Source organism: Haloechinothrix aidingensis (assembly GCF_013450155.1).
Classification (GTDB): domain Bacteria; phylum Actinomycetota; class Actinomycetes; order Mycobacteriales; family Pseudonocardiaceae; genus Haloechinothrix; species Haloechinothrix aidingensis.
This window is the reverse complement of the sequence record NZ_JACCKD010000002.1, coordinates 413260-436086: the sequence shown is the minus strand read 5'-3', so window position 1 is coordinate 436086 and position 22827 is coordinate 413260. Positions and strand designations below refer to the sequence as shown.

The window sequence follows — 22827 nt, the reverse complement described above, 5'->3', positions numbered from 1 at the left end:
GAGCGTGAGTACGGTCTACGACTGCGCGGACCAGGAGTCCCGCACCAAAGGCTTGGCGGCGGCGACGGCAGCCGCGCGCTCCGGGCAGCTCGTGGTGCTGCCGACCGACACCGTGTACGGCATCGGCTGTGAGGCGTTCTCCACCGGCGGCGTACGGGCGCTGCTGCGCGCGAAGCAGCGGGGCCGGGACATGCCCGTCGGCGTGCTGGTCGGCTCGTTGTCGACGCTCGACGGGTTGGTCCAGAGTGTTCCCGATCAGGCACGGACGCTGGTGGAGGCCTTCTGGCCGGGTGACCTGTCGATCGTGCTGCCGCACGCGCCGAGCCTGGCGTGGGATCTGGGCACCACGAAGGGGACGGTGATGCTGCGCATGCCGCTGCATCCGGTGGCACTCGAGCTGTTGCGCGCTGTGGGTCCGATGGCTGTCTCCAGTGCCAACACCTCGGGTAAACCCCCGGCCGCGACAGCCGAGGAGGCTCGTGAGCAGCTGGGGGAGAGCGTGTCGGTCTATCTCGACGGCGGCCCGTGCGGCGACCCGGTGCCGTCGTCGATCGTGGACCTCACCGGCGATGAGCCGGTGATGCTCCGGGAAGGTGCGGTCACCACCGAGGAGGTCTCGGGAGCACTCGGGACGAGCGTCGGGAAAGCGGACTGAGTACCCGACGTGCCGGAAACACTGAGTGTAGGGCTACCGATCCGGGAGTACCTGCTCGTCGCGCTGACCGCTGCCGCGTTGACGTTCCTGCTGACCGGCGTCGCCAAACGGTTCGCGGTCCGGATCCGTGCCATGGCGATGCCGCGGTCGCGGGACGTGCACGCCACACCGATGCCGTACATGGGCGGCCTCGCGATCTACGGTGGCGTGCTGGGCGGCATGGGTCTCGCGCATCAGCTACCGGTGCTGCGCAGGGCGTTCGAGTTCTCGCTCGATCCGGTCGCCGTGCTGGTCGGTGGCGGGGTCATCGTGCTGATCGGGGCGTTGGACGACCGGTTCGACCTGGACGCGTGGACCAAGCTGGCCGGGCAGGTCACCTGCGCGGGCGTTCTCGTGCTGTTCGGCCTGCAGTGGTCGGTGCTGCGGGTGCCGTGGGGTGGGCAGGACAGCGCGGTCGGCTCGGTGCTGATCCTCGACCAGAACCAGGGTGGGCTGCTGGTCATCCTGTTGGTGGTCACGATGGTCAACGCGATGAACTTCGTGGACGGGCTGGACGGGCTCGCCGCGGGGATCGGTCTGATCGCTGCGGCGGCGATCTGTGCGTTCTCCCTGGTGCTGCTGCACTCCTCCGGGGGCGACGTGAGCGCTTACCCGCCTGCGCTGATCGCCGCGACACTGGCCGGAGCATGTCTCGGCTTCCTGCCGCACAACTTCCAGCCCGCGAAGATCTTCATGGGCGACTCCGGCTCGATGTTCATCGGGCTGATGCTCGCCGCGGCGAGTACCTCGGCGTCCGGTCGTGTGTCGATCACCGAGAACGACGGCGGCGCGGACATGCTCGCGCTGCTGTCCCCGCTGATCGTGGTGGCCGCTGTGCTGTTCGTCCCAGTTCTGGACCTGCTGATGGCGGTGATCCGCCGCACACGTCGCGGGGAGAGCCCGTTCAGCGCGGACAAGATGCACCTGCACCACCGGCTGCTGGAGATCGGCCATTCGCAGCGCCGGGCCGTCCTGCTGATCTACTTCTGGGCCGGTCTGCTCGCCTTCGGAGCGGTCGCGCTGACCGTGTTCGATGCTCTCGTCGTGGCCGGATTACTGCTGATCGGGCTGGTGCTTGCGATCCTCGCGTCGTACGTCCCTAGACTGAAGGCTCGTGGGTAGCACGCGAACGACGAAAGGGTCGCCAGTGGCGGAGCAAGCGCAGGGTGCTGGTCCGGGGGACCGGCAGGAAGACAACCCGCACGCGGCGTCGGTGCGCACGCTCGCCACGGCGATGCTGCGGATGGGCCTGCGGATCGGCCTCGCCGGTGCGCTGCTCGCGATCGCCGTCTCCTGGGCACTGCTCGGGTGGTCGGGACTGGCCAGTGCCGCCGTCGGCGCACTCGTGGCGTTCGGCTCCTCGCTGGTCACCGTCTGGATGATGCACAAGACGGCTGCGCTGCCCCCGGAGATGCTGTTCGGCCTCGTGCTCGGCGGCTACATCCTGAAGCTCGGTGCGCTGCTTGTGGTCATGCTCACACTGCGCGGTGTCGCGGTGTTCGACCCGGTCGCTCTCGGGGTGACGATGCTGGTGACGGTGCTCGCGTGGGCCGCTGCGGAAGTCATCGCGTTCCAGCGCGCCAAGATCCCGACCGTCATCCCCGAGACCAGGGACGAGGGCTAAGTAGTACGCCCATACTCCTGGAACGGGTACGCCTGATAAGGTCCCCGGAGAAAGCTGGCCAGCGGCGGCTCGGTGGTGCGAACCAGCCGCCTGCTTCGTCCCGAAACGTATCGGGTACGTTGACGGCCGATCGTGACGATTCCCCCGCCGGTTCGAGGCCGAGCGGGAGAACCGGAAGGAGTCCAGTTGGGCACGTTGGTGCTGGCTGAGGGTTTTGTTCCGCCCGGCGCGGGCGACTTCAATCTCCCTCCGATCTTCGGCGCAGTGACCAAGCCGATGCTGCTGGTCGTCATGTCGGTGGTCATCATCGCGGCGTTCTTTGTGATCACGTCGCGGAACATGAAGGTCGTACCCGGCAAGACGCAGTTCGTCGCCGAATCCATATACAGCTTCACGCGTAACACCATTGCTCGGGAACACATTGGTTCCAAAGACTTCCAGCGGTTCGTACCGCTGATCTTCACGCTGTTCACGTTCGTATTCGTGAACAATATCTACGGTATTATCCCGATTATTCAGTTCCCGACGATGTCACACATCGGGTTCCCGCTGGCGCTGTCGATTCTGGTGGTGTACCCGGTGTATCACTATGTCGGGATGCGTCGCCACGGTGTCGGCGGGTACCTCAAGAACCAGTTGTTCCCGGCGGGCGTACCGGGCCCCATATACATCTTGCTGACACCGATCGAGTTCTTCTCCAAGTTCGTGATGAACCCGATCACGCTGGCGATTCGTGTGTTCGCCGCGATGTTCGCCGGCCACCTCATCATCCTGGTCTTCACGCTGGCTGGTGAGTGGTTGCTCGTCGAGGCGAGCGCGGCGTTGAAGCCGGTGGCCGCGGTGTCGTTCGCCTTCGCCATCGCGATGACGTTCTTGGAGGCCTTGATCATGACGATTCAGGCCTACGTATTTGCCCTGCTCGCCGCCAGCTACATTGGCATGGCGTTGGCAGAGGACCACTAGAGACAAGACCGAGAGGCTTCCGGGCCGCCAGGTGCGGAGCGTAGTTGGAAAGGGATTCGCAAGTGAGCAACATTGTTCTCGCTCAAGAAGCAGCCACGAACATCAACCCCGGCCTTGCCATGATCGGCTATGGCCTCAGCGCCATCGGCCCCGGTATCGGTGTGGGTCTGATCTGGTCCTCCGTCATCACGGGCACTGCTCGCCAGCCCGAGGCGCAGGGCAAGCTGATGGGTATCGCCTGGACCACCTTCGTGCTCACCGAGGTGCTGGCGCTGATCGGTCTGGTGCTGTACTTCATCGCCTCCGCGGCGTGAGTTGATTGCTCAACACGTTGGGAGATGCTGTGCTGACTACACAGATCGTGCTCGCTGCGGAGGAGCCCTCGCCGGTCCTTCCGCACACGTCCGAGGTGATCCTGGGGCTCGTCGCGTTCGGTGTGCTGCTCTTCGTGCTGTGGAAGTTCGCGGTGCCGCGCTTCGAGAAGCTCTACGAGGAGCGCGCATCCCAGATCGAAGGCGGTATCGAGAAAGCCGAGAAGGCGCAGGCGGAAGCGCAGCAGGCCCTCGAGCAGTACAACCAGCAGCTTGCCGAGGCCAGGACCGAGGCCGCGAAGATCCGCGACGACGCGCGGCTGGAGTCCGAGCAGATCCGCGAGGAGATCCGCGCCGAGGCACAGGCCGAGGCGGCCCGGATCGTGGCGCAGGGCGAGTCGCAGTTGCAGGCGCAGAAGGCACAGATCATCGCTGAGCTGCGGTCCGAGATGGGACGGCAGTCGGTGGAGCTGGCCGGTCGTATCGTGGGCGAGTCCCTCGAGGACGAGGAGCGGCGCAACCGCACCGTCGAGCGTTTCCTCGCGGAGCTGGACTCGGCTGGAGCAGGGAAGTAAGGCAGGCGCATGGCGGAGTCAACCGAGACAACACTGCATGCGGCGAGCCGGGAGGCGCTCGAGCTCGCCGAGGGACGCCTCGGCGAGATCCTCGACGACCCCGGGGCCAATCCCGCGGTCGTCGGGGAGGAACTGTACGCATTCGCGTACCTGCTCAGCACGGAGATCTCGCTGCGCAGAGCTGTCGCGGACGCCTCGTCGGAGGACGCAGCCCGTACGCGGCTGGTGCGTAGCCTCCTGGAGGGCAAGGTCAGCGAGCCGACCCTGCAGATCCTGGACACCGTCGTGGCCAGCAAGTGGTCCACGCCGCGTGAGCTGCTGGAGGGGACCACCGTTCTCGGCGCATCCGCCTTGCTGATCGGCGCCGAGCGGGAGGGCACCCTCGAGACCGTCGAGGCGGAGTTGTTCCAGGCCGCGCGGGTGCTGACCGAGGAGTCCGCGCTGGACAACGTTCTCGCCGACCGGACCACTCCCGCGGACTCGAAGCGTAGGCTGGTGCGTGAGCTCTTCTCGGGCAAGCTCACCTCCGTGACGCAGACCATGCTGGAGCAGGTGGCGATTCAGCCACGTGGCCGGAGCGTGGCGAACGCGCTGGACAAGCTCGCCGCGCAGGCGGCACACAAGCGCGAGCGGTCGGTGGCGCACGTCGTCACCGCGACGGAGCTGACCGAGGAGCAGCGTGGTGCACTGACCGAGCGCCTGCAGCGCATCTACGGCAGGTCGATGGCGGTGCACGTACAGGTCAAACCGGACTTGATCGGCGGCCTGCTCATCAAGGTCGGTGACGAGGTCATCGACGGCAGTACGGCGGGCAGGCTCAGGTCCGTGCGCGGGCGGCTCGCGCGCTAGCTCGCCCGGCCTGCGTACGACGTGAGCGGGACCACACGACATACTTTGCAACGAAGAGACCGACAAGTGAGAGCGGGAACGACATGGCGGAGCTGACGATCTCCTCGGAAGAGGTCGCCAACGCGATCGAGAACTATGTCTCGAGTTATTCCCCGGACGTGAGCCGGGAGGAGGTCGGCGTCGTCGTCGACGCCGGTGACGGTATCGCGCACGTCGAGGGGCTGCCGTCGACCATGGCCAACGAGCTGCTGGAGTTCCCCGGCGGCGTGTTCGGCGTCGCGCTGAACCTCGAGGCGACACAGCTCGGTGTGGCCATCCTGGGTGACTTCGAGGACATCGAACAGGGGCAGGAGGTCAAGCGGACGGGGCAGATCCTGTCCATCCCGGTCGGTGAGAACTTCCTCGGGCGTGTCATCGATCCGCTCGGCAAGCCCATCGACGGTCTCGGCGAGATCTCCAGCGAGAGCCGCCGGGCGCTCGAGCTGCAGGCCGCCTCGGTGGTGCAGCGCCAGCCGGTCGACGAGCCGCTGCAGACAGGCATCACGGCGATCGACGCGATGACCCCGATCGGCAGGGGGCAGCGCCAGCTGATGATCGGTGACCGTAAGACCGGTAAGACGGCGGTCGCGGTGGACACGATCATCAACCAGAAGGCCAACTGGGAAACCGGCGACCCGAAGCAGCAGGTGCGCTGCATCTACGTCGCGATCGGCCAGAAGGGCTCCACGATCGCCGCGGTCCGCGAGTCCCTCGAACAGGCGGGGGCGATGGATTACACCACCATCGTCGCCGCGCCCGCCTCGGACTCCGCAGGCTACAAGTGGCTTGCTCCCTACACCGGCTCGGCGCTGGGTCAGCACTGGATGTACCAGGGCAAGCACGTGCTGGTCGTCTTCGACGACCTGACCAAGCAGGCCGAGGCGTACCGTGCGATCTCGCTGCTGCTGCGCAGGCCGCCGGGCCGTGAGGCATTCCCCGGTGACGTCTTCTACCTGCACTCGAGGCTGCTCGAGCGTTGCGCCAAGCTGAACGACGAGCTCGGCGGCGGGTCGCTGACGGGGCTGCCGATCATCGAGACCAAGGCCAACGACATCTCGGCCTACATCCCGACCAACGTCATCTCGATCACCGACGGGCAGTGCTTCTTCCAGTCGGACCTGTTCAACGCTGGGCAGCGCCCGGCGGTCGACCCGACGACCTCGGTCTCGCGTGTGGGTGGTGACGCACAGGTCAAGGCCATGAAGAAGGTCGCGGGTTCGTTGCGTATCGACCTCTCGCAGTACGACGAGCTCAAGTCGTTCGCCGCGTTCGCCTCCGACCTCGACGCAGCGTCCAAGGCGCAGCTCGATCGTGGTAGCCGCCTGTACGAGGTGCTCAAGCAGCCGCAGTACGCGCCGGTTCCGGTCGAGGAGCAGATCGTCACGGTCTACCTCGGCACCAACGGGCACTTCGACACGGTCCCCATCGACGATGTGAACCGCTTCAGCCGCGAGTTCCTGGATCACCTGCGCCGCAAGCACGAGGGCGTGCTCGCCGAGCTCCGGGACACCGGCGAGTGGTCCGACGAGAACGGCAAGCGCATCGATGAGGCCGTCGACGAGTTCAAGAAGCAGTTCACCGCCGCCGACGGGAGCTCGGTCGTGCCTCAGGACGCCGAGGCGATGGAGTCCGAGAAGGTCGGGCAGGAGACTGTGAAGGTCAACAAGCCGGCACCGAAGAAGTGACCAGGTAAGTAGATGGCTGCGCAACTTCGCGAACTACGAGCGAGGATCAAGTCGACCAAGTCGGTCGGCAAGATCACGAAGGCGATGGAGCTCATCGCCACCTCGCGTATCTCCAAGGCACAGGCGCGGGTGGAGGCGGCTCGCCCCTACTCCGAGGAGATCACCAACGTCCTGCAGGCACTGGCCACCGCGTCGACCAATTTGGACAATCCCTTGCTCGTGGAGCGGGATCACCCCAAGCGCGCGGCGGTGCTGGTGGTCACCAGTGACAAGGGACTGTGTGGTGGCTACAACTCCAACGTGCTTCGTACGGCAGAAGAGCTGGTGTCCCTGCTCCAGGAACAGGGCAAGGAGCCAGTGCTCTACGTGATCGGCGTAAAGGGTCTGAACTACTTCCGGTTCCGGGACCGGAAGGTCACCGACAGCTGGACCGGCTTCTCCGACCAGCCGCACTATCACAACGCGGCCGAGGCCGGCGAGGCTCTCGTCGACTCGTTCCTCGCCGGTGCGGACGACGACGAGCACGGGGCCGGCCCGGACGGGATCCCCGGCGTGGACGAGATTCACGTCGTCTACACCGAGTTCCGGTCCATGCTCACCCAGACACCGGTGGCGAAACGGGTCGCTCCGTTGGAGATCGAGTACGCGGGCGAGGGCGACAGCGAGTCCTCGGCGCCGAGCTTGTTGCCGTCCTACGACTTCGAGCCCAGCGCAGAGACCCTGCTGGGTGCCCTGCTTCCGAAGTACATCTACACGCGGATCTTTGCGGCGTTGCTCGAATCGGCCGCGTCCGAACTCGCCGCGCGACGCACGGCGATGAAGGCGGCCTCGGACAACGCCAACGAGCTCGTGGACACCCTCACCCGTGAGGCGAACCAGGCTCGCCAGGCACAGATCACCCAGGAGATCAGCGAAATCGTCGGCGGCGCGAACGCGCTGGCCACAGCAGGAAGTGAAGAGTAGACCTATGACTGCCGATGCAAATACAGTGGTATCCGCAGCCGGAAAGGACGGCGCAGCGACGGGCCGGATCGTGGCGGTCCGGGGCCCGGTCGTCGACGTCGAGTTCCCGCGGGGTGCGCTGCCTGAACAGTTCAACGCCCTGAAGGTCGAGGTCGAGTTCGCCGAGCTCGCCAAGACGGTGACCCTGGAGGTCGCCCAGCACCTCGGTGACAACCTGGTGCGGACGATTTCCCTGCAGCCGCAGGACGGTCTGGTACGGGGTACCCCCGTGCGGGACACCGGTTCGCCGATCACGGTGCCGGTCGGGGACAAGGTCAAGGGCCACGTCTACAACGTGCTCGGTGAGTGCCTCGACGAGCCCGGTTACGGCGACGACCTCGAGCGCTGGTCCATCCACAGGGACCCGCCGGCGTTCGACCAGCTCGAGGGCAGGACCGAGGTGCTCGAGACCGGCTTGAAGGTGATCGATCTGCTCACCCCGTACGTGCAGGGTGGCAAGATCGGCCTTTTCGGTGGTGCCGGTGTCGGCAAGACGGTGCTGATCAAGGAGATGATCACCCGTGTGGCTCGCAACTTCGGCGGGACCTCGGTCTTCGCGGGTGTCGGTGAGCGTACCCGTGAGGGCACCGACCTCTTCCTGGAGATGAGCGAGGACGGCGTCATCAACGACACCGCCCTGGTCTTCGGCCAGATGGACGAGCCGCCGGGGACCCGTATGCGCGTCGCGCTGTCCGGGCTGACCATGGCCGAGTACTTCCGGGATGTGCAGAACCAGGACGTCCTGCTGTTCATCGACAACATCTTCCGGTTCACCCAGGCGGGCCAGGAGGTCTCCACCCTGCTCGGCCGTATGCCGTCCGCGGTGGGTTACCAGCCGACGCTCGCGGACGAGATGGGCTTCCTGCAGGAGCGGATCACCTCGGTCAAGGGCCGTTCGATCACCTCGATGCAGGCGATCTACGTGCCGGCCGACGACTACACCGACCCGGCGCCCGCGACGACCTTCGCGCACCTCGACGCGACCACGGAGCTGTCCCGGTCGGTGTTCCAGAAGGGTATCTTCCCGGCCGTCGACCCGCTGACCTCCTCGTCGACGATCCTGGACCCCGCGATCGTCGGTGACGAGCACTACCGGGTCGCCTCCGAGGTCATCCGGATCCTGCAGAAGTACAAGGAGCTGCAGGACATCATCGCCATCCTCGGTATCGACGAGCTGTCCGAAGAGGACAAGCTGACGGTGAACCGGGCGCGGCGTATCGAGCGGTTCCTGTCCCAGAACATGCTGGTGGCCGAGCAGTTCACCGGCCAGCCCGGCTCGACGGTGCCGCGGAACGAGACCATCGAGGCCTTCGACAAGATCAGCACGGGTGAGTTCGATCACTTCCCGGAGCAGGCCTTCCTGGGCATCGGTGGGCTCGAGGACCTGGAGAAGAAGTACGCCGAGATCACCGGCAAGTGACCTGCTGGCACGGCGGGGTCGTATTCCCGTTCGGGGGAGTCGACCCCGCCGTGTTGCCGGGTGGTATCGGACACCAATTAGACTGTGAAGTGCGCCTGCCGGAGCCAGTCGTTGTTCGTTGCTGCGAGCCATCGCTCGTAGCCGGTGACATGCTTGTGTGAAGGAGAGTCACGTGGCCGAGATGTCCGTCGAGCTTGTCGCGGTGGAGCGCCGGTTGTGGTCGGGCACCGGGTCGTTCGTCGTCGCGCAGACGACCGAGGGTGAGATCGGCATTATGCCCGGGCACGAGCCGATGCTCGGTCAGCTCGTCGACGGTGGCGTCGTCACCGTGACGACCTCGGACGGCGACCACATGAGCGCGGCGGTGCAGGGTGGTTTCCTGTCGGTGACCAGGGACACCGTGAGCGTGCTCGCGGAGTCGGCCGAACTGGCCGGGGAGATCGACGTGGAGGCCGCACGGCGGGCACTCGAGGACGAGGACGAGGACGAGCGCGCCAGAGCGAGCGCACGATTGCGCGTCGCGGGGCAGACAGACTGAGCGCGCCGCGATCGGGAGCCTGCTGTGGCCATCACGCTTCTCATCATCGGGCTCCTGAGTGTGGCGGTGCTTGCCCTGTGCTGGATGGTCGTGCGCTGGCGCAGGATCTTGCAGGCAGGTGGCGTCAACGTCGCGCTGCGCTGGCGGCGCCGCGCTGGTGAAGGCGGCTGGCACCTGGGCATCGGCCGGTACCACGGTGAAGAGTTCCTGTGGTTCCGCGTGATGAGTGTGCGCAGCGGACCCGACCGGGTTCTCTCCCGCAACAATCTGGCGATCTCGGCCCGGCGCGAGCCGAGCGGAACCGAGGTCTACGCGCTTCCCCCGGAAGCCACCGTGCTCAGCTGTGAGTCACGGACCAGGTCGTTCATCGAGATCGCGATGGGCCCCGGCCCGCTGACGGGGTTCCTTTCCTGGCTCGAGTCGGCCCCGCCGGGCCGTCAGATGCCGCGCGCCAGCTAGGGCGTGGCGAGCCGAGGGACTCCTTCGGTACGCATGCCGCACCCGAGGAGTCCCCCGGCGCGTCCCGGCTCAGCCCTGCGCGTCAGCTCTGCGCACCGGGCCGCCACAGCACGTCGCCGTCCGGGTTGGCGAGCCTGGCGAGAATGAACAGCAGGTCGGACAGCCGGTTGAGGTAGCGCACGGCGAGCTCGTTGGTGCGCTCGGGATCGGACTCGGCGAGCATCCAGGCGCTGCGCTCGGCACGCCTGGCGATCGTGCGTGCCTGGTGCAGCAGGGCAGCGCCGGGTGTTCCGCCTGGCAGGATGAACGACGTGAGCTTGGGCAGCTGCTCGTTGTACCGGTCGCACCAGCCCTCGAGGCGCTCGATGTAGGACTCGGTCACGCGCAGCGGGGGGAACTCCAGGTCGTCCACCACCGGGGTGCACAGGTCCGCTCCGACGTCGAAGAGGTCGTTCTGCACCGAGCCGAGCAGCTCCGCGATTTCCTGGTCGAGCCCGCCGAGAGCCAGCGCGGTACCGATCGCGGAGTTCGTCTCGTCGACATCGGCGTAGGCGCCGATGCGCGGCGCGGTTTTCGGGATCCGTGAGCTGTCCCCGAGCGCGGTCGTGCCGTTGTCGCCGACCCGGGTGTAGACGCGGTTGATGCGAACGGACATACCGGCACTCTACGCTGCGGCTACCGGGGACCGGGGAGTACCCGAACCCTTCAGCGGCGCGCGGGCTCGCCTACCATGACCGCTACGCCGGAGTTGCCGACTCGACACCCGCCGTGGCGACAGGGCCGTCCGGCGGCGCCTGTCTGCTGTACTGTGTAGGCCTTCCCTCGGGGCAGCGGTGACCGAGAACTGAATACGTTGCTGAGGAGGATTGGGTGAGCGAGCACTTCGACGTCCATGGCGGCACTCGACTCGTGGGTGAGGTGCAGGTCGTCGGGGCCAAGAACAGCGTACTCAAGTTGATGGCCGCGGCGTTGCTCGCCGAGGGCACGACCACCATCACCAACTGCCCCGAGATCCTCGACGTCCCGCTGATGGCGGACGTGCTGCGCAGCGTGGGCTGCGAGGTCGAGATCGATGCCGACACGGTCACGATCGACACGCCGGCGGAACCGGCTCACCGGGCGAGCACGACGGCGATGGGCAAGCTCCGTGCCTCGGTGTGCGTGCTCGGCCCGCTCGTGGGCAGGCTCAAACGGGCGGTCGTCGCGCTGCCCGGCGGTGACGCGATCGGATCCCGCCCGCTGGACATGCACCAGAACGGGCTGCGCAAGCTCGGCGCGAACAGCCACATCGATCACGGTTGCGTGGTGGCCGAGGCGGAGGGGCTGCACGGCGCGCAGATCTGGCTGGACTTCCCCAGCGTGGGAGCGACCGAGAACATCCTCATGGCGGCTGTACTCGCCACGGGCACCACGGTTATCGACAACGCGGCCAGAGAACCCGAGATCATCGACATCTGCCTGATGCTGCAGGAGATGGGTGCGCAGATCGAGGGCGCGGGAACGTCCACGCTGACGGTGCACGGGGTGGACGCGTTGCGACCGACGACGCACCGCGTGATCGGTGATCGCATCGTGGGGGCCAGCTGGGCGTTCGCGGCGGCGGCGACCCGTGGTGACATCACGGTGCGCGGCGTCAACGCGCATCACCTCGACCTCGTGCTGGAGAAGCTGCGGCACGCGGGTGCCGAGGTCACGGTGCTCGGCGAGGAGGGCTTCCGGGTGGTGCAGCACGACCAGCCGAAGGCGATCGACTTCGTGACACTGCCGTACCCGGGGTTCGCGACCGACCTGCAACCGTTCGCGGTGGTGCTGGCCGCCGTCGCCGACGGCACATCGATGATCACCGAGAACGTCTACGAGTCGCGCTTCCGGTTCATCGACGAGATGGTCCGGCTGGGTGCGGACGCGCGTACCGACGGCCACCATGCCGTTGTGCGCGGTGTGGAGAAGCTCTCCAGCGCCCCGGTGTGGGCCTCGGACATCCGCGCGGGGGCGGGCCTGGTGCTGGCGGGCCTCTGTGCGGAGGGGGTCACCCAGATCTGGGACGTGTTCCATATCGACCGCGGCTATCCCTACTTCGTGGAGAACCTCAACCGGCTCGGCGCACACATCGAGCGCGTCGTGGAAGGGTGAGTTGGTCACAGCGCTGGGGACATCGCGATTACCGGCCAGTATCCTCGAGGCGAGCACTCGGCACGGTGGGTAGAACGTAGGGAAGGTCAGCGAATGCCGTACCCGACAGACGATCAGCGCGACCGCCCGTGGGTGATGCGGACCTACGCGGGCCATTCCTCGGCGGAGGCGTCCAACGCGCTGTACCGGCGGAACCTCGCCAAGGGGCAGACCGGCCTGTCCGTGGCGTTCGACCTGCCGACCCAGACCGGGTACGACGCCGATCACCCGCTCTCGCGCGGCGAGGTGGGGAAGGTCGGTGTGCCGGTCAGTCACATCGGCGACATGCGGCAGCTGTTCGACGGGATCCCGCTCGCCGAGGCGAACACGTCGATGACGATCAACGCGCCCGCCATGTGGTTGCTGGCCCTGTATGTCACCGTCGCCGAGGAGCAGGCCCGCGAGCAGGGGCGCGACACCGATGAGGTGCTCGCCCAGCTGACGGGGACCACGCAGAACGACGTCATCAAGGAGTACCTGTCCCGGGGTACCTACATCTTCCCTCCAGGACCGAGCCTGCGGCTGACCACGGACGTGATCACCTGGACGGTGCAGCACGTGCCGAAGTGGAACCCGATCAACATCTGTAGTTACCACCTGCAGGAGGCGGGGGCCACGCCGACGCAGGAAGTCGCCTACGCGATGTGCACGGCGATCGCGGTGCTCGACGCCGTGCGGGAGCGCGTGGACGACACGGAGATGGCCAGGGTCGTCTCGCGCATGTCCTTCTTCGTCAACGCCGGAGTGCGGTTCGTCGAGGAGATGTGCAAGATGCGCGCGTTCACCCAGCTCTGGGACGAGATCACCAGGGAGAGGTACGGCGTGACCGACCCCAAGGCACGCCGGTTCCGGTACGGGGTGCAGGTGAACTCGCTCGGCCTCACCGAGGCTCAGCCGGAGAACAACGTGCAGCGCATCGTGCTGGAGATGCTGGCGGTGGCGATGTCCAAGGACTCCCGCGCCCGCGCGATCCAGCTGCCCGCGTGGAACGAGGCGCTGGGCCTGCCGCGCCCGTGGGACCAGCAGTGGGCGTTGCGCATGCAGCAGGTACTCGCCTACGAGACCGACCTGCTGGAGTACGAGGACATCTTCGAGGGCTCCACCGTGATCACCCAGCGGGTGAACGAGATCGTCGCCGACGCGCGCAAGGAGATCGACCACGTCCAGCAGATGGGTGGGGCGGTCGCCGCGGTGGAGAGCGGCTACATGAAGTCCCAGCTGGTGGCGTCGCTCGGGGAGTACCGGCGCAAGGTCGAGTCGGGTGAGCGGGTCCTGGTCGGGGTGAACAAGTTCGACACCTCCGAGCCGAGCCCACTGCAGGCCGAGGGGGCCGAGGCCATCGAGACGGTGGATCCGGAGGTGGAGGCAAGCGCCGTGGCCGCGCTGGAGTCCTGGAGGTCGCAGCGGGACTCCTCGGCTGTGGACAGCGCGTTGGCACGCCTCCGGGAGGCCGCGGGCACCGACGAGAACCTGTTCGAGGCCACTCTCGAATGCGCGCGTGCCGGGGTGACCACCGGCGAGTGGGCGGGCGCGCTGCGCGAGGTCTTCGGCGAGTACCGCGCGCCGACCGGGGTCTCGTCCTCGGCCGCGCCGGGATCCGGTGGTGAGCTCGCCACGGTGCGCGAGCGCGTGCGGGCCACCGGTGAGGAGCTGGGTGAGCGGCTGCGCATGCTGGTCGGCAAGCCGGGCCTGGACGGCCACTCCAACGGGGCCGAGCAGGTCGCCGTGCGCGCGCGGGACGCCGGGTTCGAGGTGATCTATCAGGGCATCCGCCTCACGCCGGAGCAGATCGTCGCGGCGGCCGTGCAGGAGGACGTGCATGTGGTCGGCCTGTCCGTGCTGTCCGGTTCGCACCTGGACGTCGTTCCGGACGTGGTCGAGGGGCTGCGTGCCGCAGGCGCGGGCGACGTGCCGGTGATCGTCGGCGGGATCATCCCTCCAGCGGACGCCGAGGAGCTGACCAGCCGGGGGATCGCCCGGGTCTTCACCCCCAAGGACTACGAGCTCACCGAGATCATGGATGAGGTGGTCACGGTCGTCCGCGAGGCGAAGGGGCTGGGGCAGCCGCAGCTGGCGGTGTGACGCGGCCGGGCTCGGCCGCTCGATGCGGGCTCAGGACACCGACGCGGCGAACTGCTCCATCTGTTCCTCGGTCAGCGCGATCCAGGTGGCTCGCGCGCAGGCCAGCAGGGTTCCGTCGGCCGACCAGATCGCCGAGGCGGAGAAGCGTTTCCGGTTGGCGTCGCCGAGTGCCCATGAGCCTACGACGGTTCGTTCCCCGCAGGCGGGCCTGCGCGTTATCTGCGCGGCCATCCTGCCGAGTACGTGCGGCGGGTTGGGGCCGGGCTGGTAGTACCAGGCCCAGCCACTCGGGCAGTCCAGCGCGGCCCACACGGTAGGGACGTCGACGCCGCCGTCCCCGGAGTCGAGCGAGTCGTCCGGAGTCCACGGCCAGGCCACGAGCGGTTCGGGCCGGTCGACCGGCCCGGGGAAGATGCGCAGGCCGTCGCCTTCGGCGCGGTCGGGCCCGCAGGTGACGCACCCGGGGAAGGGCGTGGACGCGCGGTACGGGGCGACCTCGAAGGTGCGCGTCGCCGCCTCGGCCTCGGCGATGGTCACCGGCTCCGGCGGGGTGATCTCGACCTTGGCGTGCCGTGCCTCGGAGATCAACTGCTCACCGTCGTAGAGCGCGCACCGCTGGTCGTCGGTCACCGCCCGCAGCGGACGCTCGACCGGCGGCGGGGTGCGCAGGCTGGCCTCGGCGGCCCCCTCGGTCAGCGCGTGCGCCGTCACGCCGCACGCGTAGCCGCCGTTGGCGGAGCGTGGCGGTCCGGTGAAGCGGCGCGGGATGGTAACGGTACTGCTGATGCGTTCTTCGGTGCTGCGGGTCACGGTGTGAACCTACCGGACGCTGTCACCGGTCGGCGAGGTGTCCGAGTCGAGATAGCGCTCCCCGACGCGGATCTCCTGGATGGCCGAGTTGAGCACGGAAATCGCTCGGAGGTCCTCGCTCCTGTGCCGCTCGATGACCCCACGCACCAGCTCGGTGGCCTGCTCCAGCTGCCGGTGATCCTCCTCGTTGACCATCTCCATCATCCGCCTTCACTCGAGCGTTGCGCTCACTTACGTACGGGGTTGTGACGTCGTGCGGCGGAACCGGTTCCGCTGTGATCATACGCCGGGATCCCGACGATGGCAGGAGTCGACGCGCGCGGCGTGGCGCGATCGCGTCACACGTTCGACCGTGGTGCCGCCGTGGTTGGGGCAGTACCGTGAGGGCATGGCTCACGAGGACAGCGTCCTTCTCACCAGGGACGGGACGACCCTGACCGTCACGATGAACAAGCCCGCCCGCCGCAACGCGCTGTCCGAGGAACACCTCGCCGCGCTGCTCGACGCCTTCGAGCAGGCGGCGGAGTCGGACGCGAGCGGAGTCGTACTCGCGGCGAACGGACCGGTGTTCTCGGCGGGTCACGACTTCGCCGATGTCGCCGAGCGCGACCACGAGGGTGTTGCCAGCCTGCTCGAGCTGTGTACCCGGCTGATGCGCACGATCCAGTCGGTGCCGCAGGTCGTGATCGCCCGGGTGCACGGGCTAGCCACGGCCGCGGGATGCCAGCTGGTCGCCTCCTGTGACCTGGCCGTGGCCGGGCAGTCGGCGGGGTTCGCCCTTCCCGGCGGTAAGGGCGGTTGGTTCTGCCATACCCCTGCCGTGCCGGTCGCCCGCGCGGTCGGCAGGAAGCGGTTGATGGAGATGGCCCTGACGGGAGAGACCGTGGACGCGGCGACAGCCGAGCAGTGGGGGCTGGTCAACCGGGTGGTCCCGGACGCCGAGCTGGACGGCGCGGTCGCCGACCTGCTCGACCGGGCCACGCGGGGTAGCCCGGCGAGCAAGGCACTCGGCAAGCGCACGCTCTACGCGCAGCTGGACCGTCCCGAGGCGGAGGCCTACGACATCGCGCTCGAGGTGATGGCCGAAGCGTCCCAGTCGCCCGCCGCGAAGGAAGGCATGGCGGCGTTCCTGGCCAAGCGCAGGCCGGAGTGGCCGGAGTGAGGCTCCGGGTGGTGCGCAGGGCGACTCATTCCGGGTTGGGCTGGTCGACGCGGACCACGGTGAGCTCCGCCGGGCGCAACGGTTCACGGCAGTGCTCGCAGACCATCACCGGCCGCAGGGTCGCTCCGCAGTCATGCGCCCAGACCGTGGGCGGGTCCGTGCGAGTGATGTAGCGGTCGCCCCAGTCCATCAGCGACAGCAGCACCGCGTGCAGCGCTTGACCTGTTTCCGTCGGGACGTACTCGTAGCGCGGCGGGTGCGTCTCGTACTGCTTCTTCTCCAGCAGGCCCGATTCGACGAGCTTGCTCAGCCGCGCGGCGAGGATGTCCCTGCTGGCGCCGGTGTTGCGCGCGATCCGGTCGAACCGCCGAACCCCGAGGAAGACCTCGCGCAGCGTCAGCAGGCTCCATCGTTCGCCCACGATGCTCAGGGCATCGGCGATCGAGCACTGGCGCGGGCGGTGTGCCATGTGGGGAACCTCCTCGGTCGCGGCGGGTTCGCGTCAGGGGAGGAGGACCCGCCGGGTCTGCCTACCGGTTGCCAGCATCGTGCCAGTGACGTTCCACAGTGTGCAGTCGTCGACGCACCACCCGGCCGCGGCGTGCTCGGTGCGGATCCTGCCAAGGACCCAGTCGCCCGGCTCGAACCCGCGCAGGCTGTCGGTGAAGTGCGCGGCCAGCTCGACGGTCGGTATGGGGACCGGCTCGCGAAGCACGCCGTACAACCCGGGGGCGAGGGTGTCCACGAGGGTCACCGCGGCTTGTGCCGGGTCGGCGGGCGGGGTGCGCAGCCGCAGCCACGCGGTCAGCTCGGGCTCCGGGCCGCCGAGCAGCGGGGCGCGCCCGTCCGCAGGCCGGATCTCCACGTTGCGCGCGAAGGGCACCAGCTCATCCACGGGAAGTACGGGGCACTCCGGCACGGGCGGGACGCCAGGGGCCGCCTCGCCGGGCCGGTCGGTCGCGGCGCTCTCGCCCGCCCGCCCGAACATCGCGATACCGGTCACCGCGTCCTGCCCGCCCACCCCGAGCGTGACACGGACGGTGGTGGTGTTGCGCGTGGCGCGCAGTACCTCGCCGCGCAGGTCGATGCGACCGTCCCGGACCGCGGTGAGCAGGTTGACGTGCAGGGCGCGTGCGGCGGCGTCGCTCGCGACGCCGGGCAGCTGCTCGCGTGCGTGACTGACCAGTAGCCCGGCCAGGTACCCGCCATGCATCCCGTCCCAGGACTGCCAGGTGGTGTCCAGGCCGTCCAGCTGAACCGAAGTCGACATAGGCTCTCCCGTCACGTTCCCGAGCTCGCGCTCGCACCAGTAAGTTGGATTTTCCAACTTACCATTTCGAAGGGCACGATCGGGTGCCGTCTCCGGCTGACCATGCCGGGCTGGTCAGCTCATCGGCGCTCGTGCAGCTGGAGCAGCGTGTAGGCCGCGATCGACTGGGCGTCGGTGATCTCCGCGCGGGTGATCATCCCCTCGAACTCGGCCCTGCTGAACCACGCGGAGCGCATGTCCTGCTCCTCGTGCTCGCGCTCGTGCTCACCCGCGCGCAGGCCGGTGGCAAGGAAGACCCGGCCACGCTGGCTCGACACGCCGGGCGCCAGATCGAGCACGCCGAGCTCGTTCAGCACGCTCGCGGTCAGCCCCGTCTCCTCGCGCAGCTCCCGGGCAGCCAGCTCGCGCGGGGAGTACCCGTTCCTGCCGGGTGCGGTTCCCTGGGGGAACTCCCAGCGGCGCAAACCGATCGGGTACCGGTACTGCTCGACGAGCCGGACGTGGTCCCCGTCGAGCGGGATGACCAGAGCGTAGTCGGGTTTGTCGACGACTCCGTAGATGCCATCGGAGCCGTCCTGCCTCCGGATCGCGTCCTCCCGGACGCTCATCCAGCTGTTGCTGTAGACCTCGCGCGTACCCACGGTTTCCATAGCGCCCGATACTGCCGTATCGGGCGGCGACCGGTGACCGAGGTCGGGCACGTCGAGCGCCCCGTGACGCGCGGCCGGTGCCGGGTGAATTACGCTGCGTGCCGTGCGCCTCGTGATCGCTCGTTGCACTGTGGACTACGCCGGCAGGGTGACTGCACACCTGCCGATGGCAAACCGTCTCCTGCTGGTCAAGGCCGACGGCTCGGTGTCGGTGCATTCCGATGACCGTGCCTACAAGCCGTTGAACTGGATGAGCCCGCCGTGCTGGCTCATCGAGGACAGCGGGCAGGACGACGAGGCCGTCTCGGTGTGGACGGTACAGAACAAGTCCGGTGAGAAGCTGGTGGTCACGATCGCCGAGGTGCTGCACGATTCCGAGCACGAGCTGGGAGCCGAGCCGGGACTGGTCAAGGACGGCGTCGAAGCGCACCTGCAGGAGCTGCTCGCCGAGCACATCGGCACGCTCGGTGAAGGCTACAACCTGATACGCAGGGAGTACCCGACCGCGATCGGGCCGGTGGACATCCTGGCCAAGGACGCGGGTGGCTCCACGGTGGCGGTGGAGATCAAGCGCAGGGGCGAGATCGACGGTGTCGAGCAACTCACGCGCTACCTCGACCTGCTCAACCGTGACCCGCTGATCTCCCCGGTGTACGGGGTGTTCGCCGCCCAGCAGATCAAGCCGCAGGCGCGCACCCTGGCCGAGGATCGAGGGATCCGCTGCGTGACGCTGGACTACGACGCGCTGCGCGGCATCGAGCCCGACGAGTTCCGGTTGTTCTGAACATCCCGGTCGCGATCGCCGGCGACTCCCGCAGGAACGAAGCGTCAGAACGGCGGGTCGCCGGGTGGGTCGGTGCCGCTGGGTTCGGGTGGTGCTGCCGGTGGGCGCTGGTGGTGGGTGTAGCGGCGTCCGGTGGGGGTGGTGATGGTGCTGGTGCCGTTGGTGGGGTTGTGGTGGAGGGTCCAGTGGGGGTGGTCTTTGAGTCGGTGGTGCCAGCGGCATTTGGCGCCGCCGTTGGTGTGGGCGGTGGTGCCGTTCTGGCCGCGTGCCCATCCGTGGAGGTGGTCGTAGTCGCTGTGGTGGGCGGGCCGGTGGCAGCCGGGTGTGGTGCATTCGGCATCACGCACGGCGATGAGATCACGAATGGCGGTGGTGGGCCGGTAGCGCCGACGCCCGACGTCGAGGACGGCGCCGCTGGCGGGGTCGGTGAGGACCTTGCGCCACACGCTGTGCCGGCTGGCCAGGATGTGCCGGGCGATCGGGGCGGGTAGCGGTCCGTAGCCGGAGAGTTCGCAGCCGGTGTCGGCCATGCCGAGGGCGGTGTCGATGGGCATGTGCAGGTACACCGTCGCCGCCGCTTCCGGGGCGGCCACGTCGGGATCGTGCCCCAGCAGGAGGGTGGCGTGGATGTCGGCGCGCAACTGGTCCAGGGTGCGCGCGTCGCCTTGGTGGCGGGCGCGGTGGGCCATGGCGTCGATCCGGGCGTAGGCCGAGGCGGCCACTTCGGCGGGTAGGTCGGCCGCCAGGGTGGATAGGCCGTCCTCGCCGGGTAGGAGTTCCACCTTCCGCCCCGCCCGTGCCTGGCGGGCACGCTCCGCCTGCCCGTCGGGATCAGCCTGTTCGACGAGCCTGCGGGCCGCCCGGGCCAGGTTGGCCGGATTCGTCGCACTCACCCGGCCGGAGTCGAGCTTGCCGGCCAGCTGGTCGTCCACCTGGCGGGCCTGCTGGTCGTCGAGCGTGTCGGTCGCCTCGGTGATCCGCCCGGCCGCAGCACCCTCGATCTGCCCGGCTTCCATCGCCGCCAACACCCGCGGCATCCGCTGCGTGAGCTGGCGCGCCCGGTGCAGCCGCAACGCCGCCGTGTGCCGCGACACCCGCAGTTCGAGCGCGGCCTCGTCGGCCACATAGCGATCCTGCCCGCGTAGCTGGTCGAGCCGGGCCAGCGCGTGCGCCTCGATCGCATCCGTATGCGCCCGGATCCGCCGTGCGGCCGCCAGCGTCTCGATCACCTGCTCGGCACTCAACTCAGCAACCTGCTCGCCGGTGAAGGTGCGGCAGCGGATCTCGGCCTGCTCTTCGGGCGTGAACGCGACAGGATTCACCCGCCAGGCCGGGACGAACATCACCCCGGCCGGGCCGGCCACTTCCACCAAATCCGACACACCCACAGCATATCGCACACACGTTCGACCACCCCGCAACGACACGCCGACCACACACAGCCACCCGACTCATACACAGTCTGGTTGCGACCTGGGTTAGATCGTCGCCACCGGCAAGGCGTCTCACGAGTCGGGCTCGTCGAGCCAGCCGGTCGGGGCGTAGCGGTACAGCGCATCATTGCCGCCGGGCACCCGTCGGGCCGGATTGCGCTGACCGCCCTCCGTGCCGCGCGCCCGGTGCTAACGTGTGCCTCGTGCGCTGTGCTGTCTCCATCCGTTCCGCATGGTTCGTCGTTTCCGGTGTCGTTCTGCTTCTCGCGGTGAGTGGCTGTGGCGGGGAGGATTTGCGTAAGGCTCACTTCGAACGGACGACGGTGCCCGTGGAGCCGGGTGACTCCGGCCAGGAGCCGATCCCCGGGGAGCCTCCCGATGAACCCGCGCTGGCACCGGCCGAGCTGCGGACGGTGGACACCTGTCAGCTGGTCGGTGAGGAGCAGCTGGGGGAGTTGGGCTCGGTCGGTGAGCCGAGTGGTCCGCTCGGCCTTCCGGACGAGCTCGGTATCGGGGAATGCTCGGTTACCGTGACCGATCCTGGCGGCAAGGAAGCGAATGTGCGTCTCAGGCTCGATGAGCAGATCAACGACTCACTGAACCAGGTTACCGGTGGTGTGGAAGGCCTGCCGCTCATCGAGAGCACGCTGGAGGATGACACGTGCTTCGTCACGGCCATCACCTCGCAGGAGCCGAAGCTGGGGATCCGGGCATCCGTCCAGTACCAGGGCGGCGAGCCGTGCCGGGCGGGCAACACGGCTGTGGCGGGCGCGGTCCGCACGATTCTCGATGATCCCCCGCGGCTGGACACTCCGCACGGCTCGCTGCGCACGGTCGATCCCTGTGACGGTGTCGACGACGACGTGGCCAGGGGTGTACTCGACGAGGATGATGCCGAAGGTGAGCTCGCCACGATATTCAGGTGCCAGTGGCGCGGCTCGTCCGAGTACGTATCGGTGAGCTACCGCTTCGGCAGGCCGACGGTGTCTACTGAGGACACGCGCGAGACAGAGCTCGGCGAGGATACCGTCGCGCTCGTCTCCCCGCAGGTGGACCGGTGTTCTGTGCAGTGGGAGCATCGCTCGATCGAGGAGGAGCACGCCGAGCTGGTCGAGGTGAGCGTGACCGACAGCGAGGCCGAAAGTACCGATGCGGCGTGCGAGAGCGCGACCGAGGTGGCCGAGGCGGTGGCGCCCGAACTGCCTACGGCGTGAACGATCTTGTTCCGAGTATTGCATGCAAGTCTATATGTGTACTTGACGAAACTTGTATTGGATGATATAGAAAAAGTGTCGTTCCGGATGATCGTGAAGAGCTCTGTGGCTGGGCACGATGAACGGGGTGAGGCGCGATGCGGGACAACACGCCACCGGCACCGGACAGGGACGCGTTCGGCCGGGTCGTCTACGGCGAGCCGGCATGGCTGCGCTCAGAGTTCGACGAGATCGTTTCGATGAACTTCCCGGCAGTGCCCGCGGACGAGTGACCCGGCGAGGAAGGCACGTCCGCGTGGGAGGTGAGGTCTGGTGAACGGTCCCGAGCGGCCACGAATCAGCACGTCGCTGGACACGGCGGCGAGCGAGATCCGCAACGCCATCCAACACGTCGAGATCGAGGAGGTGCCCACCCAGGTCGAGCTGCGCGACGCCGGGTGGCACCTGACCCATCTGAGCGGGGACCTCGCCGAGCTGGCCGCGATCCTGGGCGAGCAGGCGAGCCGGTACGGCGAACGGAACGTGCTCAGCGAGGTGTCCGGTGAGGACCCTGGCCCCACGGTCGCCCGCGCCTATCGCGAGCTGGCTACGGCCCGGAAGGCTCTCGAACAGGCGGAGGCCGCCGCGCGGGAGTACTACACGGCGATCAGCAGGGTGTATCCGGCCGTGTCCCCCGATGTGGCAGGTGATGTCCCATGAGTGCGCACGGTGCCGAGCGTGACCCGTACGCCGTTCTCGGTGTGAGCCCGGACGCCACGCAGCGCGAGATATCCAGCGCCTACCGGCGCCTGGTGCGGGGCCTGCATCCGGATGGTCCGGACGGCGACTCCGGGAAGCTCGGCGAGGTGGTGGACGCCTACGAGAGGCTGCGCGACCCCGGGCGCCGTACCGAGCACGACCGCGCCCGGCACGCCGGTACCCGCCGTGCTCGGCGCACCGGTCCGGAACCGACCGAGGTGCCCGTGCGCGTGCACCGCACACCCCGGCAGCCGGAGCCGGATGTTCGGGCAGGTCCGGTCCGCAGGCACCGCTGAGACCGACCCCGCCGTCGACCCGGTCGACGACCCCCGTTTGCCGACCCCGTTGACGAC

The 22827-nt window shown here is 68.1% G+C and carries 27 protein-coding genes; 20 read left to right on the top strand and 7 right to left on the bottom strand.

The window, feature by feature from the left end; genetic code table 11:
* Nucleotides 1-4 precede the first annotated feature (4 nt).
* The 12 genes from H0B56_RS06600 to H0B56_RS06545 all read left to right on the top strand — a co-directional run bounded on the left by H0B56_RS06600 (nt 5) and on the right by H0B56_RS06545 (nt 10159).
* Nucleotides 5-655, top strand: coding sequence for an L-threonylcarbamoyladenylate synthase (locus tag H0B56_RS06600; RefSeq protein ID WP_180892031.1), 651 nt, complete (start codon nt 5-7; stop codon nt 653-655).
* Between the two features lie 9 nt (nt 656-664).
* On the top strand, nt 665-1816 hold the full coding sequence (locus tag H0B56_RS06595) for an MraY family glycosyltransferase (protein WP_180892030.1): 1152 nt from the start codon (nt 665-667) through the stop codon (nt 1814-1816).
* A complete protein-coding gene (locus H0B56_RS06590) occupies nt 1809-2318 on the top strand; it encodes a Cg1360 family ATP-synthase-associated protein (protein WP_343063782.1) in 510 nt (169 codons plus the stop codon). Before H0B56_RS06595 ends, H0B56_RS06590 begins: the two co-directional genes overlap by 8 nt.
* 186 nt (nt 2319-2504) lie before the next feature.
* Nucleotides 2505-3281, top strand: coding sequence for a F0F1 ATP synthase subunit A (atpB, locus tag H0B56_RS06585; protein ID WP_180892029.1), 777 nt, complete (start codon nt 2505-2507; stop codon nt 3279-3281).
* A gap of 62 nt (nt 3282-3343) precedes the next feature.
* The gene (locus tag H0B56_RS06580; RefSeq protein WP_089302662.1) at nt 3344-3595 is read left to right on the top strand and encodes an ATP synthase subunit c family protein; all 252 of its coding nucleotides are present in this window, start codon (nt 3344-3346) and stop codon (nt 3593-3595) included.
* Between the two features lie 29 nt (nt 3596-3624).
* Complete coding sequence (locus H0B56_RS06575; protein ID WP_245818803.1) at nt 3625-4167, top strand: F0F1 ATP synthase subunit B; 543 nt, start codon at nt 3625-3627, stop codon at nt 4165-4167.
* Between the two features lie 9 nt (nt 4168-4176).
* Complete coding sequence (locus tag H0B56_RS06570) at nt 4177-5016, top strand: F0F1 ATP synthase subunit delta (protein ID WP_180892028.1); 840 nt, start codon at nt 4177-4179, stop codon at nt 5014-5016.
* Nucleotides 5017-5099: 83 nt separating this feature from the next.
* Nucleotides 5100-6740 carry a F0F1 ATP synthase subunit alpha gene (gene atpA / locus H0B56_RS06565; RefSeq protein WP_180892027.1) on the top strand — a complete coding sequence of 547 codons (1641 nt, stop codon included), beginning with the start codon at nt 5100-5102 and terminating at the stop codon, nt 6738-6740.
* Between the two features lie 12 nt (nt 6741-6752).
* On the top strand, nt 6753-7703 hold the full coding sequence (locus H0B56_RS06560; protein ID WP_180892026.1) for a F0F1 ATP synthase subunit gamma: 951 nt from the start codon (nt 6753-6755) through the stop codon (nt 7701-7703).
* Between the two features lie 4 nt (nt 7704-7707).
* Nucleotides 7708-9162, top strand: coding sequence for a F0F1 ATP synthase subunit beta (gene atpD, locus H0B56_RS06555; RefSeq protein WP_180892025.1), 1455 nt, complete (start codon nt 7708-7710; stop codon nt 9160-9162).
* A 172-nt stretch (nt 9163-9334) separates the two neighbouring features.
* Nucleotides 9335-9700 carry a F0F1 ATP synthase subunit epsilon gene (locus H0B56_RS06550; RefSeq protein WP_180892024.1) on the top strand — a complete coding sequence of 122 codons (366 nt, stop codon included), beginning with the start codon at nt 9335-9337 and terminating at the stop codon, nt 9698-9700.
* A gap of 24 nt (nt 9701-9724) precedes the next feature.
* Complete coding sequence (locus tag H0B56_RS06545; RefSeq protein ID WP_180892023.1) at nt 9725-10159, top strand: DUF2550 family protein; 435 nt, start codon at nt 9725-9727, stop codon at nt 10157-10159.
* Between the two features lie 82 nt (nt 10160-10241).
* Here H0B56_RS06545 and H0B56_RS06540 read toward each other — a convergent pair whose 3' ends face one another.
* Nucleotides 10242-10814, bottom strand: coding sequence for a cob(I)yrinic acid a,c-diamide adenosyltransferase (locus H0B56_RS06540; RefSeq protein WP_180892022.1), 573 nt, complete (start codon nt 10812-10814; stop codon nt 10242-10244).
* A 215-nt stretch (nt 10815-11029) separates the two neighbouring features.
* On the opposite strand from H0B56_RS06540, the gene murA reads away from it, so the two are divergent.
* Both murA and H0B56_RS06530 read left to right on the top strand, forming a co-directional pair.
* The gene (gene murA / locus H0B56_RS06535; RefSeq protein ID WP_180892021.1) at nt 11030-12292 is read left to right on the top strand and encodes a UDP-N-acetylglucosamine 1-carboxyvinyltransferase; all 1263 of its coding nucleotides are present in this window, start codon (nt 11030-11032) and stop codon (nt 12290-12292) included.
* A gap of 93 nt (nt 12293-12385) precedes the next feature.
* Nucleotides 12386-14413 (top strand): protein meaA, encoded by a 2028-nt coding sequence (locus tag H0B56_RS06530; protein ID WP_180892020.1) that lies wholly within the window; start codon nt 12386-12388, stop codon nt 14411-14413.
* A 30-nt stretch (nt 14414-14443) separates the two neighbouring features.
* On the opposite strand, the gene H0B56_RS06525 is transcribed toward H0B56_RS06530, so the two are convergent.
* Both H0B56_RS06525 and H0B56_RS06520 read right to left on the bottom strand, forming a co-directional pair.
* Nucleotides 14444-15223: a hypothetical protein gene (locus tag H0B56_RS06525; RefSeq protein ID WP_180892019.1), complete on the bottom strand. Its 780-nt coding sequence runs from the start codon at nt 15221-15223 to the stop codon at nt 14444-14446.
* A gap of 9 nt (nt 15224-15232) precedes the next feature.
* Nucleotides 15233-15427: a hypothetical protein gene (locus H0B56_RS06520; RefSeq protein WP_180892018.1), complete on the bottom strand. Its 195-nt coding sequence runs from the start codon at nt 15425-15427 to the stop codon at nt 15233-15235.
* Nucleotides 15428-15611: 184 nt separating this feature from the next.
* Here H0B56_RS06520 and H0B56_RS06515 point away from each other — a divergent pair, with 184 nt between their 5' ends.
* Complete coding sequence (locus tag H0B56_RS06515; RefSeq protein WP_180892017.1) at nt 15612-16385, top strand: enoyl-CoA hydratase-related protein; 774 nt, start codon at nt 15612-15614, stop codon at nt 16383-16385.
* Nucleotides 16386-16410: 25 nt separating this feature from the next.
* Here H0B56_RS06515 and H0B56_RS06510 read toward each other — a convergent pair whose 3' ends face one another.
* The 3 genes from H0B56_RS06510 to H0B56_RS06500 all read right to left on the bottom strand — a co-directional run bounded on the left by H0B56_RS06510 (nt 16411) and on the right by H0B56_RS06500 (nt 18305).
* Nucleotides 16411-16854, bottom strand: coding sequence for a winged helix-turn-helix transcriptional regulator (locus H0B56_RS06510; RefSeq protein WP_180892016.1), 444 nt, complete (start codon nt 16852-16854; stop codon nt 16411-16413).
* 33 nt (nt 16855-16887) lie between these two features.
* Entirely contained in the window at nt 16888-17655 is a 768-nt protein-coding gene (locus H0B56_RS06505) for a thioesterase family protein (protein WP_180892015.1), read from the bottom strand.
* Between the two features lie 119 nt (nt 17656-17774).
* Entirely contained in the window at nt 17775-18305 is a 531-nt protein-coding gene (locus tag H0B56_RS06500; RefSeq protein WP_180892014.1) for an NUDIX domain-containing protein, read from the bottom strand.
* Nucleotides 18306-18408: 103 nt separating this feature from the next.
* On the opposite strand from H0B56_RS06500, the gene nucS reads away from it, so the two are divergent.
* The gene (gene nucS, locus H0B56_RS06495; protein ID WP_180892013.1) at nt 18409-19089 is read left to right on the top strand and encodes an endonuclease NucS; all 681 of its coding nucleotides are present in this window, start codon (nt 18409-18411) and stop codon (nt 19087-19089) included.
* 44 nt (nt 19090-19133) lie between these two features.
* On the opposite strand, the gene H0B56_RS06490 is transcribed toward nucS, so the two are convergent.
* Nucleotides 19134-20471 carry a DUF222 domain-containing protein gene (locus tag H0B56_RS06490; RefSeq protein ID WP_180892012.1) on the bottom strand — a complete coding sequence of 446 codons (1338 nt, stop codon included), beginning with the start codon at nt 20469-20471 and terminating at the stop codon, nt 19134-19136.
* A 320-nt stretch (nt 20472-20791) separates the two neighbouring features.
* Between H0B56_RS06490 and H0B56_RS06485 the strand changes: the two genes are divergently transcribed.
* From H0B56_RS06485 to H0B56_RS06475, 4 genes are all read left to right on the top strand, one after another.
* On the top strand, nt 20792-21736 hold the full coding sequence (locus H0B56_RS06485; RefSeq protein ID WP_180892011.1) for a hypothetical protein: 945 nt from the start codon (nt 20792-20794) through the stop codon (nt 21734-21736).
* A gap of 137 nt (nt 21737-21873) precedes the next feature.
* Nucleotides 21874-22008, top strand: coding sequence for a hypothetical protein (locus H0B56_RS23200; RefSeq protein ID WP_281373601.1), 135 nt, complete (start codon nt 21874-21876; stop codon nt 22006-22008).
* A 40-nt stretch (nt 22009-22048) separates the two neighbouring features.
* On the top strand, nt 22049-22435 hold the full coding sequence (locus H0B56_RS06480) for a hypothetical protein (protein WP_180892010.1): 387 nt from the start codon (nt 22049-22051) through the stop codon (nt 22433-22435).
* Complete coding sequence (locus tag H0B56_RS06475; RefSeq protein WP_180892009.1) at nt 22432-22770, top strand: J domain-containing protein; 339 nt, start codon at nt 22432-22434, stop codon at nt 22768-22770. Before H0B56_RS06480 ends, H0B56_RS06475 begins: the two co-directional genes overlap by 4 nt.
* The last annotated feature ends 57 nt before the right edge of the window (nt 22771-22827 follow it).

What these genes read in the sequence shown, in the direction of transcription:
- H0B56_RS06570 (WP_180892028.1), top strand. Translation starts at nt 4,177, where the DNA reads ATGGCGGAGTCAACCGAGACAACACTGCATGCGGCGAGCCGGGAGGCG.
- atpA (WP_180892027.1), top strand. Translation starts at nt 5,100, where the DNA reads ATGGCGGAGCTGACGATCTCCTCGGAAGAGGTCGCCAACGCGATCGAG.
- H0B56_RS06560 (WP_180892026.1), top strand. Translation starts at nt 6,753, where the DNA reads ATGGCTGCGCAACTTCGCGAACTACGAGCGAGGATCAAGTCGACCAAG.
- atpD (WP_180892025.1), top strand. Translation starts at nt 7,708, where the DNA reads ATGACTGCCGATGCAAATACAGTGGTATCCGCAGCCGGAAAGGACGGC.
- H0B56_RS06540 (WP_180892022.1), bottom strand. Translation starts at nt 10,814, where the DNA reads ATGTCCGTTCGCATCAACCGCGTCTACACCCGGGTCGGCGACAACGGC.
- H0B56_RS06530 (WP_180892020.1), top strand. Translation starts at nt 12,386, where the DNA reads ATGCCGTACCCGACAGACGATCAGCGCGACCGCCCGTGGGTGATGCGG.
- H0B56_RS06520 (WP_180892018.1), bottom strand. Translation starts at nt 15,427, where the DNA reads ATGATGGAGATGGTCAACGAGGAGGATCACCGGCAGCTGGAGCAGGCC.
- H0B56_RS06515 (WP_180892017.1), top strand. Translation starts at nt 15,612, where the DNA reads ATGGCTCACGAGGACAGCGTCCTTCTCACCAGGGACGGGACGACCCTG.
- H0B56_RS06510 (WP_180892016.1), bottom strand. Translation starts at nt 16,854, where the DNA reads ATGGCACACCGCCCGCGCCAGTGCTCGATCGCCGATGCCCTGAGCATC.
- H0B56_RS06505 (WP_180892015.1), bottom strand. Translation starts at nt 17,655, where the DNA reads ATGTCGACTTCGGTTCAGCTGGACGGCCTGGACACCACCTGGCAGTCC.
- H0B56_RS06500 (WP_180892014.1), bottom strand. Translation starts at nt 18,305, where the DNA reads ATGGAAACCGTGGGTACGCGCGAGGTCTACAGCAACAGCTGGATGAGC.
- H0B56_RS23200 (WP_281373601.1), top strand. Translation starts at nt 21,874, where the DNA reads ATGCGGGACAACACGCCACCGGCACCGGACAGGGACGCGTTCGGCCGG.
- H0B56_RS06475 (WP_180892009.1), top strand. Translation starts at nt 22,432, where the DNA reads ATGAGTGCGCACGGTGCCGAGCGTGACCCGTACGCCGTTCTCGGTGTG.